At 37.7% G+C, this 15,326-nt stretch carries 14 protein-coding genes; 10 read left to right on the forward strand and 4 right to left on the reverse strand.

Going from position 1 to position 15,326, the window contains the following annotated elements:
• The first annotated feature begins 53 nt into the window (after positions 1–53).
• Genes typA through RCG19_RS17405 form a run of 3 tightly spaced genes read left to right on the forward strand, consistent with a single transcriptional unit; the run spans position 54 to position 2,560 of the window.
• Entirely contained in the window at positions 54–1,892 is a 1,839-nt protein-coding gene (gene typA / locus RCG19_RS17395) for a translational GTPase TypA (RefSeq protein ID WP_166237786.1), read from the forward strand.
• A 59-nt stretch (positions 1,893–1,951) separates the two neighbouring features.
• Positions 1,952–2,251 (forward strand): YlaH-like family protein, encoded by a 300-nt coding sequence (locus RCG19_RS17400; protein WP_308111018.1) that lies wholly within the window; start codon positions 1,952–1,954, stop codon positions 2,249–2,251.
• Positions 2,252–2,266: 15 nt separating this feature from the next.
• Positions 2,267–2,560 carry a hypothetical protein gene (locus tag RCG19_RS17405; RefSeq protein WP_166237788.1) on the forward strand — a complete coding sequence of 98 codons (294 nt, stop codon included), beginning with the start codon at positions 2,267–2,269 and terminating at the stop codon, positions 2,558–2,560.
• A gap of 229 nt (positions 2,561–2,789) precedes the next feature.
• Here RCG19_RS17405 and RCG19_RS17410 read toward each other — a convergent pair whose 3' ends face one another.
• Entirely contained in the window at positions 2,790–2,990 is a 201-nt protein-coding gene (locus RCG19_RS17410; protein WP_308108153.1) for a YlaI family protein, read from the reverse strand.
• 169 nt (positions 2,991–3,159) lie between these two features.
• Between RCG19_RS17410 and RCG19_RS17415 the strand changes: the two genes are divergently transcribed.
• The gene (locus tag RCG19_RS17415; protein WP_166237792.1) at positions 3,160–3,615 is read left to right on the forward strand and encodes a pyridoxamine 5'-phosphate oxidase family protein; all 456 of its coding nucleotides are present in this window, start codon (positions 3,160–3,162) and stop codon (positions 3,613–3,615) included.
• Between the two features lie 43 nt (positions 3,616–3,658).
• Here the strand turns inward: RCG19_RS17415 and RCG19_RS17420 are convergent, their stop codons facing one another.
• Entirely contained in the window at positions 3,659–4,249 is a 591-nt protein-coding gene (locus RCG19_RS17420) for a YhcN/YlaJ family sporulation lipoprotein (protein ID WP_166237794.1), read from the reverse strand.
• A gap of 170 nt (positions 4,250–4,419) precedes the next feature.
• Here RCG19_RS17420 and RCG19_RS17425 point away from each other — a divergent pair, with 170 nt between their 5' ends.
• Positions 4,420–5,748, forward strand: coding sequence for a PhoH family protein (locus RCG19_RS17425; RefSeq protein WP_166237796.1), 1,329 nt, complete (start codon positions 4,420–4,422; stop codon positions 5,746–5,748).
• Between the two features lie 28 nt (positions 5,749–5,776).
• On the opposite strand, the gene RCG19_RS17430 is transcribed toward RCG19_RS17425, so the two are convergent.
• Positions 5,777–6,274 (reverse strand): peptidyl-prolyl cis-trans isomerase, encoded by a 498-nt coding sequence (locus RCG19_RS17430; RefSeq protein ID WP_166237798.1) that lies wholly within the window; start codon positions 6,272–6,274, stop codon positions 5,777–5,779.
• Between the two features lie 170 nt (positions 6,275–6,444).
• Between RCG19_RS17430 and RCG19_RS17435 the strand changes: the two genes are divergently transcribed.
• The 3 genes from RCG19_RS17435 (at position 6,445) to pyc (ending at position 11,617) form a co-directional block, all read left to right on the forward strand.
• Positions 6,445–6,726: an Fpa/YlaN family protein gene (locus RCG19_RS17435; protein ID WP_166238127.1), complete on the forward strand. Its 282-nt coding sequence runs from the start codon at positions 6,445–6,447 to the stop codon at positions 6,724–6,726.
• Between the two features lie 175 nt (positions 6,727–6,901).
• Positions 6,902–8,110 carry an FtsW/RodA/SpoVE family cell cycle protein gene (locus RCG19_RS17440; RefSeq protein WP_308108154.1) on the forward strand — a complete coding sequence of 403 codons (1,209 nt, stop codon included), beginning with the start codon at positions 6,902–6,904 and terminating at the stop codon, positions 8,108–8,110.
• Between the two features lie 63 nt (positions 8,111–8,173).
• Entirely contained in the window at positions 8,174–11,617 is a 3,444-nt protein-coding gene (gene pyc / locus RCG19_RS17445) for a pyruvate carboxylase (protein ID WP_308108155.1), read from the forward strand.
• A 36-nt stretch (positions 11,618–11,653) separates the two neighbouring features.
• Here the strand turns inward: pyc and RCG19_RS17450 are convergent, their stop codons facing one another.
• Positions 11,654–12,562 carry a COX15/CtaA family protein gene (locus RCG19_RS17450; protein ID WP_308108156.1) on the reverse strand — a complete coding sequence of 303 codons (909 nt, stop codon included), beginning with the start codon at positions 12,560–12,562 and terminating at the stop codon, positions 11,654–11,656.
• A gap of 633 nt (positions 12,563–13,195) precedes the next feature.
• Here RCG19_RS17450 and cyoE point away from each other — a divergent pair.
• Both cyoE and coxB read left to right on the forward strand, forming a co-directional pair.
• Positions 13,196–14,134 carry a heme o synthase gene (gene cyoE / locus RCG19_RS17455; protein WP_308108157.1) on the forward strand — a complete coding sequence of 313 codons (939 nt, stop codon included), beginning with the start codon at positions 13,196–13,198 and terminating at the stop codon, positions 14,132–14,134.
• A gap of 110 nt (positions 14,135–14,244) precedes the next feature.
• Positions 14,245–15,306 (forward strand): cytochrome c oxidase subunit II, encoded by a 1,062-nt coding sequence (coxB, locus tag RCG19_RS17460; protein ID WP_308108158.1) that lies wholly within the window; start codon positions 14,245–14,247, stop codon positions 15,304–15,306.
• The last annotated feature ends 20 nt before the right edge of the window (positions 15,307–15,326 follow it).

The raw sequence follows: 15,326 nt of genomic DNA on the forward strand, positions 1-15,326 counted from the left end.
GAAAAACTATAAATAGATTTTATTTTTATGAATATAGGCAGGAGTGGAAATTTTTGAAAATAAGAAATGATATTCGTAATATTGCGATCATTGCACACGTTGACCATGGGAAAACAACGTTGGTGGATCAATTATTAAAACAGTCTGGAACGTTTCGTTCAAATGAGCATGTGGAAGAACGGGCAATGGACTCTAATGATCTAGAAAGAGAGCGCGGAATTACCATCCTTGCTAAAAATACAGCGGTACAATATAAAGATACCCGTATCAATATTTTAGATACTCCGGGACACGCTGATTTTGGCGGCGAGGTTGAGCGGATTATGAAAATGGTTGACGGAGTATTACTTGTCGTGGATGCTTATGAAGGATGTATGCCGCAAACTCGTTTTGTTCTTAAAAAGGCATTGGAGCAGAAAATCACACCGATTGTCGTTGTAAATAAAATTGACCGTGACTTTGCTCGTCCAGCAGAAGTAATTGATGAAGTAATCGACTTATTTATTGAACTTGATGCGTCGGAGGATCAGCTTGAATTCCCTGTTATTTATGCATCAGCCATAAATGGTACAGCAAGCGTCAATCCTGAACAACAGGATGAAAACATGCAGTCATTGTATGATGCCATCGTTGAATATATTCCGGCACCAGTTGATAATCGTGAAGAGCCATTACAATTCCAAGTAGCTCTTCTAGATTATAACGATTATGTCGGCAGAATCGGCATTGGGCGTGTTTTCCGTGGCACGATGCAAGTTGGTCAACAAGTTGCTTTAATGAAATTAGATGGTAGTGTAAAACAATTCCGTGTCACCAAAATCTTCGGTTTCTTTGGCCTAAAACGTCAGGAAGTTCAAGAAGCAAAAGCAGGTGACCTAATAGCCGTCTCTGGTATGGAAGATATTAATGTTGGTGAAACCGTTTGTCCAATTGAGCACCAAGAAGCATTACCAATTTTGCGAATCGACGAACCGACACTGCAAATGACTTTTGCCGTAAACAATAGTCCATTTGCTGGGCGAGAAGGAAAATATTTAACTTCACGAAAAATTGAAGAAAGACTTCTTGCACAATTGCACACAGATGTAAGTTTACGGGTTGAAAACACAGACTCACCCGATGCTTGGATTGTTTCCGGCCGTGGTGAACTTCATTTATCTATTCTGATTGAAAATATGCGCCGTGAAGGCTATGAACTTCAAGTTTCAAAACCTGAGGTCATTGTTAAAGTTATTGATGGCGTTCGTTGTGAGCCTGTAGAAAGAGTGCAAATTGACGTTCCTGAAGAACATACTGGTTCTGTTATGGAATCAATTGGTGCACGCAAAGGTGAAATGCTTGATATGATTAATAACGGTTCTGGTCAAGTAAGGTTAATCTTTAATGTCCCTGCACGTGGTTTAATTGGGTATACTACTGAATTCTTAACCATGACACGTGGATATGGAATTATTAATCATACTTTTGACAGCTACCAGCCAATGCTTGCAGGTCAAGTTGGCGGAAGACATCAAGGTGTCTTAGTCTCAATGGAGTCTGGAAAAGCCTCGACATATGGTATTATGCAGGTAGAGGATCGTGGTACGATATTCGTTGAACCAGGCACGGAGATATATGAGGGAATGATTGTTGGTGAAAACACTCGTGAAAATGACATTACAGTCAATATCACAAAAGTGAAGCAGGCAACAAATGTTCGTTCAGCCAATAAAGACCAAACATCAGTTATTAAAAAACCACGTATTATGACATTAGAAGAATCGCTAGAATATTTAAATGATGACGAATATTGTGAGGTAACACCAGAATCTATTCGCCTACGTAAGAAAATTTTAGATAAAAATGAACGTGAAAAATCAGCTAAAAAGAAAAAATATGCTGAAATGAGTTAATTAATGAGGTGCACGCTGTGGAAGATTTAAAATCATTCTCCCCTAGTTTAAGATTTTTTATTGAGCTTGTTGCAGGTAATTCACCTGTATCACAAAGTGATGTAGAAACTGGTGTGTTACTCCAATATTTATTTATTGTCATTTTAACCATTATTGTCTACAGATTAGGCTTTGCAAAAAAATTGCCTCTGTTAAAAAACATTGTCATCTATGTCAGCCTTTGCGTTGGATGCCTGATCATGTTGTTCTTTTCTTACGCATTGCCAATTGCTGAAGGGCTCGGTGTAGCGGCGGTATTATTAATCATTTATAAAATCCGCCGTTACCAATCGGAAAAGAATCATGCGGAAGCAAAATAACGGGGGTTTAAGTAAATGAATTCCTTACAGGATGCACTATATAATTGGCTAACGATAAAGATTGTCTGCGATGCTCGTCCTGATGATTCTGCAGCAAAGGAAACTCGAGATTTCTTTGAAGAAATGTTAACAAATGAGCATCATGTATCATCTATAGAAACAACAAAAGATGATGTGATGTATTATATTTCCTATCAACAAGGTGAAGAAACTAAAAAACAACGCTACCCGCGTGAGTTAATTGAAATCATGCTGGACCAAATTAACAAAGAACCTGAAAAGTATCAGGAATACCCAATAGTGGAATAAAAAAAGTGCTGGCCTGTTTTCGTAATGGGCCAGCACTTTTTGTAAATAAGAACCAATAGCTATTGACTTTGAGAAATGTCTAGCTCCAGCGCCCTAGCGGCTAGTGTCCTTCGCTCTCCGCCCTACGATAAGTCAACATCGATTCGCCTCCGGCTCATCGTGTTTCCTTTATCTCAGTTGGAGAGCTCCAGGCCATACGCCGCTGACCAGGGCGCTTGCGCTTTTCTTTTTACCATTCATCTTTTTCCAATTTGGTCCGATATAAGCGGAAATTACCAGTATCAATTCGGGCATTGGTTTTTTCGGTTATTCTAGTGCTGCAGTTATCGCACATATATGTATGGATTGGACGATTACGAAGACGTTTCGCTATTAATGATTCATCCTCGATCGCTTCAATTTTATCGCAAATGACACACTTTACTCTCATGAAGCCACCTCATCAATTCTTTCCTTAAATCTGAATGTTTGTATTATAGTATAACATGTGTGAACACAACATGTAATCAATTGGGTTAGAGTTGATGAAAAAAAGGGATAGTAGTAATATGAGAATATCTGTTTTCAAACAGGTAAGGAAAAATAAAGGGGTTGTAAAAATGGCAAATCAAGTAGAGCCAAAGCTAATCAAGCCATTATATGATGAAATGCAGAAAGAACGTTTTGTTACATTGGCAACAGTTGATTATGAGACAGGCGGACCAAATGTTAGTGCAATTTCTTGGGTGATGGCAATAGATGAAAGCACCATCTATTTTGCGGTTGATAATCGTTCACGGATTTTAGAAAACATTCATAAAAATAACAAGGTAGTTATTAATTTAATTGCAAATGAATCTACATATTCGATTCAAGGGGATGCACAGCTAAAAGAAGAAAGATTACAGGATGTTCCATTAAAGCTCGCATTAGTAAAAGTGACTATACAAGAAGTAAGGGATGTCATGTTTTACGGATCCAAAATTGTCACTGAAGTACAGTATGATAAAACCTATGATAAAAATGCTGCGGAAAAATTGGACCGACAAGTAATGGAAGCAATGAAAAAAGCTTAGTGAAAACTAAGCTTTTTTTGATAAAATGGCGCTTTCGCTTTTCTTATTTATGATGATTGGATTGATCTTTTTGTTCCTTGTTAAGTTTTTCTTGTTCATTTTCCGGCAGTTTTTTATTAGGCTTCTCTGTTGCATTTTTGGGACTAGGTGTAATTAAATCACCAGGTATTTCCGGCATTAATCGCCCTGCCACATCGGCTAGCTCCTCCATAATACCTCGTATAGGTCTGCCTTTTTTTATATCCGCCTGAATTTCCTTTAAGCGTTCGGTTGTATCCGCATCGGCGACAACAACAGCATTGGCACCATATGGATCTTTTCGCAGGCTCTCCGCAACTGAATATTTAATGGAGCCAACCTGTGATCGGTCGATTTTTGCATTGACATCAATCCCAACAATGGCATATTTCCCTAAAACTACGGCAGTCGCATCATTTACATTTGGTATACTTGTTGCGAGCGTTACTAACCGTTTTGAAATTTCCTGTCCTGATTTCGTGTCCACACTTTCAATATAACTATTTTTTACATTTACTAAGGAGTTATTTTCACTTTTGGCAATCTCTTTATGTTTATCGGTAGTACAACCAGCTAAGAGTAAACATATTGGGATGGTTAACAATAGTTTTTTCATTTTAAAACCTCCTCCATGAAGATTGATCATATGGTCTCATTAACAATTATTGTGTGAAACGTCTTCTATCTTTATTCCAATAAACATATATTTTACCAAAGTCCAATCTAGCAAAGGGTTATTGAACTGAATTTACAAGCTTGACACCAAGTGAAGCAGGAGGCGTCGCTTTGAGTAAAATATACGTGTTAGATACAAACGTTTTATTACAAGACCCGTATTCCATTTTTTCCTTTGAAGATAATGAAGTTGTTATTCCCGCAGTCGTTCTTGAAGAGGTGGACTCAAAGAAAAGATACATGGATGAGGTGGGAAGAAATGCGAGACATGTATCAAGACTAATTGATGGCCTTAGGGCCTCAGGGAAGCTGCATGAAAAAATTCCTCTCGATAGGGGTGGAACGATTAGAATCGAATTAAACCATCGTTCCTTTCATGAACTTCAGGATATTTTTGTAGAAAAGACAAATGATAATCGGATTCTAGCGGTGGCAAAAAATTTATTTTTAGAAGAGCAAGCAAAAGAAGATGGTAAGCCGGTTATTATTGTTAGTAAGGATGCGTTAGTTAGGGTTAAAGCAGATGCAATTGGATTGACCGCAGAAGATTTTTTAAACGACCGTGTGGTAGAAATTGAACATATTTATACAGGATTTTTTGAGTTACTTCTTCCAATTGAATTATTAGGCCGTTTTTATGAAAAGGGTGAGTTATCACTGTCAGAGGTTGCAAACCACCCATTTTACCCCAATCAATTCCTATTAATGAAGGATATTCTTGGCGGTTCCGCATCAGCAATAGGGATGGTGGATAAAACTAGTCAGAAAGTAAGGAAATTAACGCTAAATCAAGAGCATGTCTGGGGCATTCATTCAAGAAATGTCCAACAGACAATGGCGATAGAATTGTTATTACGAAAAGATATTCCACTTGTTACCCTAACCGGTAAAGCAGGGACTGGAAAGACATTGCTTGCTCTCGCTGCAGGTTTAATGCACACGGAGGATTTTAGGGAGTATAAAAAGCTATTAGTGGCTAGACCCATTGTACCTGTAGGGAAAGATTTAGGATTTCTGCCGGGGGAAAAACAAGAAAAGCTTAGACCGTGGATGCAGCCCATTTATGATAATTTGGAATTTCTCTTTAATACAAAAAAGCCTGGCGAACTTGATGCCATCTTAGCTGGGATGGGATCAATCGAAGTGGAAGCTTTAACATATATTCGGGGCAGAAGCTTACCGAAGCAATTTATTATTATTGATGAAGCACAAAACTTAACAAAGCATGAAGTAAAAACCATCTTAACCAGGGTAGGTGAGGGCAGTAAGATTGTCTTAATGGGTGACCCGGAACAGATTGATCATCCATATCTTGATGCCTATAACAATGGATTAACCTACGTCGTTGAAAAATTTAAAGATCAAAACATTTCCGGTCATGTAAAATTATTAAAAGGGGAGCGGTCTGGGCTTGCGAGGCTTGCAGCAGATTTATTGTGAGAATAAACGGGCGCCAAGAGGCACCCGTCTATTTCAATGTAAATCCCATTACATTTTTTATGGGGTTATCCTGATTCGAACCATCGGGATAAAGGATGTGTACTGGGCCGTCAGAAGACAAAGGTTGGCCATTTTTTGAAAATCCTAAAATGAACCCATAGGCTTTTTCTAGAGAAAACTCATATTCACCATTTGTTGTATGTACAATCAGGGTCTCTGCATCACCTGCAGGTTCTGCATTTAATAAAAATGGCTTTAAAGGTATACCAAATGTACCTGTTAATACTTTTTCTTTTAAAAATTTCTTCTCTGTTTTTAATGTCGGCGGAAAGACGGCCCCTTCCATTATTTCACGATCCCAATGCTTTGAAACAGCCTTGGTATATGCCTCAACTGAATCAGATTTTTCCTTTTCCTTTGTAAAATAAGTAGTCAAATCAATCCGACGGTCATCAAAAATCCAGACCCCTGGATCAAGTGTAATAGGATATTTCACATTTCCCGATATACTCATAATTGTTTCCATTATCCATCCCCCTCAGGTTCTAACAAGCTTAAGTATATCTTTTTTTGCGGGGAATGTCATAGTTGTAACATATGTTTTGCAAAATCCTTCATTGTTCTTGCAATTTAAACTTGTAAACGGTAAAATTTATAGATAAGTTGAATAATCGCTCTGAAACGGGGGGATCAATGGTGGCGTCTGAAATGATCGTGAATCACCAGGAAAAAGCCTTGGCTTTATTACAGGCTGATGCTGAAAAAATATTAAAGCTTATCAAAGTGCAAATGGACAATCTCACGATGCCTCAATGCCCTCTTTATGAAGAGGTATTGGATACACAAATGTTTGGTTTATCTAGGGAAATAGACTTTGCTGTTCGATTAGGCTTAATAGATGGTAAGGATGGTAAAGCGATTCTAGCTCAATTAGAGAAAGAATTATCGGGTCTACACGATGCATCCTTGAAAAAATAATGACTTAAAAACTCAAACAATTCACCTAATTGTTTGGGTTTTTTATTAATCATATTAAGGTTCAGAATCTTCTTTATTAAAATATTATAACAAATCCACTTTTCCTCAAGTCATATCATTCATTTTCTATTATAATAGAGTTTATATATCAATTTTGAAAATGAGGACGTCTTACATGGTTAAAAAAATACTGAAATCATATGATTATACCCTGATTATTGCCATCATCCTGCTTTGTACATTCGGGCTTGTGATGATTTATAGTTCAAGTATGGCATCAACCGTACAAAGGTATGGCTATCAAAGTGATTATTTTTACCAAAAACAAAAAGTCTGGCTCTTAGCTTTTACGATAATTTTCCTTTTTATGGCGATTGTTCCATATAAAATTATGAAGTTTACCAAGATTCTGGTTTTGATCGTTTTAGCCTCGATTGTCTTGCTCTTAGGTTTGTTTATGTTTGGACAGGTAAAGAACAATGCACAAAGCTGGTACCAAATTGGTTCATTTTTATTTCAACCTTCAGAGTTTGTAAAGCTTGCTGTCATCATTTACTTGGCAGCCGTTTATGCGAAAAAACAGGCCTATATCAACCAATTTAATAAAGGCGTTCTCCCGCCGTTAGTTTATCTTTTTATCGTTTGTGCGTTGATCATTTTTCAACCAGACTTCGGAACAGCATTTATTATAATGGTCATTGCCAGTATGATCATTTTGTGCTCCGGAATGAATTTTAAAAGTATAGCAAAATTAGTAATTCTGGCCTTAATCATCCTTCTGCCGATTATTTTAGTATCGTGGGGAAAGTTTTTTTCTGATGAACAATTAAGTCGATTTGCTGTATTGGAGAACCCCTTTTCTGAAAAATATATAAAAGATGAAGGATTTCATCTAGCAAATTCATACATTGCGATTGGATCTGGTGGTGTAAATGGATTGGGTCTAGGTAGAAGTATCCAGAAGCTTGGCTATTTACCGGAATCACATACCGATTTCATTATGGCAGTAATTGCTGAAGAACTAGGGATATGGGGTGTTGGTTTCGTTATTTTACTCCTAGGCTACGTCGTCCTTCGTGGAATATATATCGGCTTACAATGTAAGGATCCTTTTGGCAGCCTGTTGGCCATTGGGATTTCAAGTATGATTGGAATCCAAACCTTTATTAATCTTGCAGGTGTGTCTGGGTTAATTCCGTTAACGGGTGTCCCGCTCCCATATATAAGCTACGGTGGTTCCTCATTGTTAATGCTAGGGATTGCAACTGGGATACTTGTAAATGTTTCTATGTTTACTAAATATGAAAAGAAATATAAAGATAAACAAGAACATGGGGTTAAAAAGAAAAATTCCCAAGATGGAAAGGTATATTACATTAATTAAGACGCGGGGGACAAGTAATCCCTTGCGTTTTTAAAAATACATAGAGAATAGAAGGTGCTTTACGTGACAAGACAGATAAATAAAGTATTGGTTGCCAATCGGGGAGAGATTGCAATAAGGGTTTTTCGCGCTTGTACTGAACTGAATATTCGCACTGTTGCGATTTATTCTAAAGAAGATTCAGGAGCCTACCATCGCTATAAAGCGGATGAAGCCTATTTAGTTGGGGAAGGAAAGAAACCAATTGATGCCTATTTGGACATAGATGGAATTATTGCCATCGCTAAAAAAAGCGGTGTGAATGCCATCCATCCAGGCTATGGATTCATGTCTGAAAATATTCATTTTGCAAGAAGGTGTGAAGAAGAAGGAATTATTTTTATCGGCCCATCGCTTGAGCACTTGGATATGTTTGGTGATAAGGTAAAAGCAAGAAAACAGGCAGAGCTTGCCGATATTCCGGTTATTCCTGGTAGTAAAGGGCCTGTTGATAATGTGATGGAAGTAGAAGAGTTTGCAGATGCACACGGATTCCCAATTATTATTAAGGCCTCGCTTGGCGGGGGTGGACGTGGAATGAGAATTGTTAAAAACCATGGAGAAGTTCGGGAGGCGTTTGATCGGGCAAAATCAGAAGCAAAAGCGGCATTTGGAAATGATGAAGTTTATCTTGAAAAATTAATTGAAAAACCTAAACACATTGAGGTTCAAATCATTGGTGACAGCTTCGGAAATATTGTTCATCTATTTGACCGCGATTGTTCAGTTCAAAGACGCCATCAAAAAGTAGTTGAAGTTGCCCCAAGTGTATCCATCTCGGATGACTTACGGAAACGTATTTGTGATGCGGCTGTAAAATTGATGAAAAATGTCAATTATCTTAACGCAGGGACTGTTGAGTTTCTTGTGGCCGGAAATGATTTCTATTTCATTGAAGTAAACCCACGTATTCAAGTTGAACACACGGTTACCGAATTGGTAACAGGTATTGATATTGTCCAAACACAAATATTGGTTTCGGAGGGCCATGAGTTAAACGGGCCAATCATTAACATACCAGAACAAGAAAAAATCCAATTGAACGGATTTGCCATCCAGTCCCGTGTTACCACTGAGGATCCGCTTAATCATTTTATGCCTGATACAGGGAAAATCATGGCCTATCGCTCTGGAGGCGGCTTTGGGGTTCGCCTCGATGCCGGAAATGGGTTTCAAGGATCTGTTATAACACCTTATTATGATTCATTGTTAGTTAAACTTTCAACATGGGCATTGACATTTGAACAAGCTGCATCAAAAATGGTTCGTAATTTACAAGAATTTAGAATAAGGGGAATTAAGACCAATATTCCGTTTTTAGAAAATGTGGTCAAGCATGAGAAATTTCGGAATGGAGAGTATGATACCTCTTTCATTGATACAACCCCAGAGCTATTCGTATTCCCTGTTAGTAAAGACCGAGGGACGAAGATGCTAAATTATATTGGAACGGTAACGGTAAATGGGTTCCCAGGTATTGAGAAAAAGAAGAGGCCTGTTTTCTCTAAACCAAGAATTCCAGCTTTAAAATATGATTTACCCATTCAAGACGGTACGAAGCAAATTTTAGATAAGTATGGAGCGGACGGACTTGTTCAATGGGTTAAAAACCAAAAACAGGTTTTATTAACAGATACCACCTTTCGCGATGCGCATCAATCATTGTTAGCGACAAGGATGCGGACAACAGATATCATGCATATTGCGGAACCAACAGCCAAATTATTACCTGATTTATTTTCGTTTGAAATGTGGGGTGGAGCAACGTTTGACGTTGCCTATCGGTTCTTAAAAGAAGATCCATGGGATCGATTGTTAACACTCAGGGAGAACATCCCAAATGTTCTGTTCCAAATGCTCATTCGGGGGGCCAATGCAGTAGGCTATAAAAACTATCCCGATAATCTAATTCGTGAGTTTGTTAACCAATCCGCTGCTGCCGGAGTTGATGTTTTCCGGATTTTTGACAGCTTAAACTGGGTAAAAGGAATGGAAGTCGCCATCGATGCAGTGCGGCAGACGGGTAAAATAGCAGAGGCCTCTATTTGTTATACGGGTGATATTTTAGACCCATCAAGGGCCAAGTATAATCTTGAATATTATAAAAATCTTGCTAAAGAACTCGAACAGCAGGGAGCCCATATATTGGGAATTAAGGACATGGCAGGACTGTTGAAACCGGAAGCAGCTTACCGTTTAGTGACTGAATTAAAAGAAGTAGTTGAGATCCCAATCCATCTTCATACCCATGATACAAGTGGAAATGGAATCTTTACTTATGCCCGTGCCATCGAAGGTGGGGTTGACATTGTTGATACGGCATTAAGTACTATGGCAGGGTTAACATCACAGCCTAGTGCTAATTCATTATATTATGCTTTAGAAGGAACTGAACGAAAGCCAAAGGTAAATATCGAGGCACTCGAGAAACTATCGTATTATTGGGAGGATGTCCGCAAATATTATCAGGACTTTGAGAGTGGGATGATGTCACCTCATACAGAAATTTATCAGCATGAAATGCCTGGGGGACAGTATAGTAATCTTCAACAACAAGCAAAGGCAGTTGGCCTTGGTGAGCAGTGGGAAGAAGTTAAAGACATGTATGCCCGGGTGAATAACCTGTTCGGTGATCTTGTCAAAGTGACACCTTCATCAAAGGTTGTCGGGGATATGGCATTATTCATGGTTCAAAATGAGTTAACAGAAGATGACGTACTATTAAAGGGACATTCGCTCGATTTTCCAGACTCAGTTGTGGAATTATTTGAGGGATACCTGGGACAGCCATATGGAGGATTTCCTAGCGAGCTTCAAAAGGTCATATTAAAAGGAAAGAAGCCTTTAGTGGCGAGACCTGGTGAGCTTCTAGAGCAGGTAGATTTCACCAAACTTCAGGAGGATCTTTTCGCAGAGCTTGGCAGAACAGTAACAGCCCATGAAATTGTTTCTTATGCCTTATATCCAAAAGTATTTATGGAATTTATGAAAACGGTAGAACTTTATGGGAAAATTTCTATGCTTGATACCCCGACCTTCCTTTACGGGATGAGGTTGGGTGAAGAAATCGAAATAGAAATTGAAACAGGTAAAACATTAATTGTGAAACTTGTTTCAATTGGTCAGCCTCAGGCTGATGGCACAAGAGTGGTCTATTTTGATTTAAATGGGCAGCCGCGGGAAGTTGTGATTAAGGACGAAAGTATTAAATCCTCTGTGATTTCTAGATTAAAAGCAGATCCGAAAAACGATGAACATCTGTCTGCTTCTATGCCAGGAACAGTCATAAAAGTTGTCGTCGAAAAAGGGGAGAAGGTGGAACGTGGTGATCATTTAATGATTACAGAGGCGATGAAAATGGAAACGACTGTTCAAGCTCCTTTTTCCGGTATTGTTAAGGATATTTATGTGAAAAGCGGAGACGCAATTCTGACAGGAGACCTATTACTTGAATTAACTAAAGCATAAAAAAAGCTGCCGGGAGAATTTTCACCGGCAGTTTCTTTATTGATGATTTCTTTTTGAACGAGAATATAACAATAAAAAATAACTTAATACCCCAAATAAGCAGGTAATAAAGAAGGCGTGGAGCAGCGCAATATATAAGTTTAATCTGCTAAAGATGATGAATGCACCTGCTATCACTTGTAATGATACAAGGATAAAAGAGATCATCCATCCATAATAAAGTACCTTTTGTTCTTTGTAATGGCGAATAGTTAAATAAAAAATATAGGTAATCCAGATAAAGATTAGGCCTGCAGCAGCCCGGTGTCCCATTTGCACCCATTCAAAAATATTGGACGGTAATGAAGGAGCATCGTTTAAACATAGAGGCCAATCTCGGCAAATGAGACTTGCTTTCATGTGTCGGACTAGTGCGCCTGTATAAATGACAAGGTAGCTATAGATGGATACACCAAGAATATGGAAGCCCATCCTTTTGTCAATGATGACCTTATCTGCATCAAATTTTTTATCAATTTCAAAAATCAGTAGTGTCAATAAAAGGACAGCCGCAAAAGAAACGAGAGAAATACCAAAATGTAAGGCAAGAACAAAACCTGATTGGCCCCATTTGACGGCAGCTGCTCCAATCAATGCCTGTAATAGTAAAAAGAAAAAGGAAAGTATGGAAAGAAATTTCGTTTCCCTAATGTGACCGATTGCCTTCCACGACCAAACTGAAAGAACGAGAACCATAATACCACCCACACCGGAGACAAGCCGATGGGCAAGTTCAATCATTAATTCAGGGGTTATTTCCAAAGGAAGAAATTTCCCGTGGCACAATGGCCACGATCTTCCGCAGCCCATTCCAGAACCAGTCTTTGTTACTAATGCCCCGCCAATTAAAATAAATATCATTCCGATTGTAGTTGCAACAGCCAACCACTTCAAAGAACGTCGCAAAAAATTCACCTCTTAAAAAGTTCAATAATTTGTCAATGGATAATTTTGACAGTATAATGAGTGAAAAATAACTAGATGTAAAAGTCCTTACCTATCATAACGAAAAAAAAGAAAAAGAACAGGATTTACGCATAGATTTTTAGATTACTTTTAATTAATATAGGCGCCTGATGAATAATAAATATTTTTCACTATTATTATAGTGAAAACAGTTGAAACTTCAGTTTGAGTCTGTTAGAAATATATATATAGGTATTTTATTTAGAATTATTATTTTTTAAAAGTAATATAAATTAATATATATTTGGGTTAATTACTCTAGGCTTTTCATGAATATAATATGAATGGATACGAAAGAAAAGAGTTATGATTGGTAACTGTGCTAGTTTTCAACAAATATTTAATTCTGTCACAATTTAGTCAAAAATTATTCAAAAAAAGTTCACAAAAATACCGGAAAGTGTGATTTAATATACAGAGAAAGTGTTTTAAAAATCACTACATTTTTTAAAAATTGATTTTTACATAATATTATCGGACAAAATTAATAGTGGAGACTTTTAAAAATAATTTTTGTATTTATATCCCCTCGATTGGTTAATATTTGGTAGTAAGGATTAGGAGGAGAAATATATGTCCAACACAAAGGCTTATGGAGACGCTGCCATAGAAAATGGCGCTGCAAGCCTACATACATCATTGGAAAAGACTTCAGCTTGGAAAGACTTCATGGCCCTTATCAAGATTGGAATTGTGAATTCTAATTTGATTACCACATTTACAGGTCTTTGGCTTGCACTACATTTTTCAGGTCAAAGCTTTCTAAGTAATTTAGATATTGTATTTTTTACTGTGGCAGGATCTTCCCTAATTATTGCAGGCTCTTGTGCAGTCAATAATTATGTTGATCGTGATATTGATCATTTGATGGAAAGAACGAAAACAAGACCTACTGTTACGGGAAAAATAGTACCCGGAAAAGTTCTTGGATTAGGTATTTTACTGATAGGACTGGGAACACTGTGTTTATTCTTTACAACCATGACTGCAACAGTAATTGGACTGCTTGGAGTTTTTAGCTATGTTTTCCTCTATACACTGTGGTCCAAGCGACAATTAGTTTCGAATACAATCATTGGGAGTATTTCAGGTGCGGTGCCGCCGTTAATCGGATGGGCAGCAGTTGATGCAAATCTTGACATCATGGCCTGGGCATTGTTTGTTCTTATGTTTGTTTGGCAACCTCCTCATTTTTATGCACTTGCAATGAGGAGAGTGAAAGAATACAAAGCAGCGGGTGTTCCGATGCTCCCGGTTGTGAAGGGCTTCAAAACAACCAAAATTCATATTGTCATATGGGTAGCTTTGCTCTTACCCATACCGTTTTTTCTTACCAAATTAGGAATCCCATTTCTAATTCTTGCGACCGCTTTAAATATTGGTTGGCTGGCATTAGGGATTTATGGATATAGGGTCAAAGATGATATTAAGTGGGCAAAGCTAATGTTTGTTTATTCTTTGCAATATTTAACTATTATTTTTGTAGCGATGGTTATAGTTACGCTAATTTAGTTTTGTCTACGATTCTTTCCGTCGTATAAAAGGAAAGAATCGTCTTACATACTTCTTCGACCAAACACAATTTTTAGAATTCATTAGTGAAAGAGGGGTTTGATTAAGCTATGAAAAGGCTTGCGAAATGGCGCTTGACTTCGTTGTTTGCGATCTTAGCGCTTATACTTTCCGGATGTAGCGGTGAAAGATATGTTTCCGCACTCCGACCAGCCGGTGAAGTTGCTGACATGCAATATGGTTTAATGAAGTTAAGCACCTATGTCATGGTGGGAGTAATCATTGTAGTAATGCTTATTTTTGTTATTATAATGGTTCGTTTTAGAAGAAAAGATGATAAAATTCCTAAGCAAGTTGAAGGAAGTCATACATTAGAAATATTATGGACGGCAATTCCTATCCTATTGCTTCTAATTTTGGCTGTACCAACTGTTTCTGCAACATTCAAACTTGCTGATGTGAAAGAAATGGATAAAAAAGATACAAAAGCGTTAGTTATTAATGTAAGGTCACATTTATATTGGTGGGATTTTGAATATCCTGGTCAGAAGATTGTGACGAGTCAGGAATTAGTCGTACCAACGGATGAAAAGGTTTATTTCAACCTAAAGTCTTTGGATGTTAAGCACTCATTTTGGATTCCAGCTGTTGGCGGAAAATTAGATATGAATACTGACAATATTAATAAATTCTGGTTAGAATTTGATGATAAACGTGCAAATGAAGCTGGAAATCTCTTTTACGGAAAATGTGCAGAGCTTTGTGGTCCATCACATGCTTTAATGGACTTTAAAGTAAAGGCAATGAGCCGTGATAAATTTGATTCATGGGTATCTGCGATGCAGGATGTAAAAGAACCGCAAAAAGCAAAAACAGATTTAGCTGCAGAAGGACAGGATATCTTTAATCAAAGCTGTATTGGCTGTCATGCTGTCACGCCTGCAAATAAAATGCCAGAAACAGCACGTCTTGCACCAAACTTAACCAATTTTGGTGACAGATCCCGTGTTGCAGGTATTTTAGATCATAAAAAGGAAGATTTAAAAAATTGGATCAAAAATCCTGAAACATATAAGCCAGGTAACCAGATGACTGGTAAATATCAAGATCTGACAGATGATCAACTTGATGCGTTAGCAGAATATCTAATGGGCTTAAAGGTTCAGGAATAAGGGGAATCGGTTGAAAGGGA

Source organism: Neobacillus sp. OS1-2 (genome assembly GCF_030915505.1).
GTDB lineage: Bacteria > Bacillota > Bacilli > Bacillales > Cytobacillaceae > Neobacillus.